The organism is Salinispirillum marinum, from assembly GCF_042650105.1.
GTDB classification, from domain to species: Bacteria; Pseudomonadota; Gammaproteobacteria; order Pseudomonadales; family Natronospirillaceae; genus Salinispirillum; species Salinispirillum marinum.
Window position 1 is genome coordinate 1 of the sequence record NZ_JBHSAL010000009.1, and the last position, 537, is coordinate 537.

Genomic DNA, 537 nt, shown 5'->3' on the forward strand with positions numbered 1-537 from the left:
GGCGCTCTCCCAGCTGAGCTATAGCCCCATTTCGTTTATTCCGTGCGGTTTTCTAAGCGGTATCGTTTTCTTACACGACGAGGATACATCGATCAAGAAGAAGGAAATCATTGATCGAAGACTTTTTGCGGTAGCAAGGCGAAGTACGAGGACGTGTACATCTGTACACGACGAGCACTTCAACGACGCTAGCGCGAAAAGTGGTAGGACTAAGTGGACTTGAACCACCGACCTCACCCTTATCAGGGGTGCGCTCTAACCAGCTGAGCTATAGTCCTATAAACCTTTCGGAGCACAGACCCAACCGGTCGGTGACCTCACCCACTCTTAACCGCTTTCGCGGAGGGGTGCGCTCTAACCAGCTGAGCTATAGTCCTATAAACCATTCGGAGCACAGACCCAACCAGTCGGTGACCTCTTATTCGGCCAGAGGGCTGGCCTCCTACGGCTTCGCTACTTCACTCAATCAAGTAATTCGTGTGAGCACTCATCGATGCGAGCGCTGGTCTGTCGTTTAAGGAGGTGATCCAGCCGCAG

At 52.5% G+C, this 537-nt stretch carries 1 tRNA gene; it reads right to left on the reverse strand.

The features are described from left to right. Positions 1-201 precede the first annotated feature (201 nt). Positions 202-278 (reverse strand) — tRNA-Ile (locus tag ACFOSD_RS15700). Positions 279-537 lie beyond the last annotated feature (259 nt).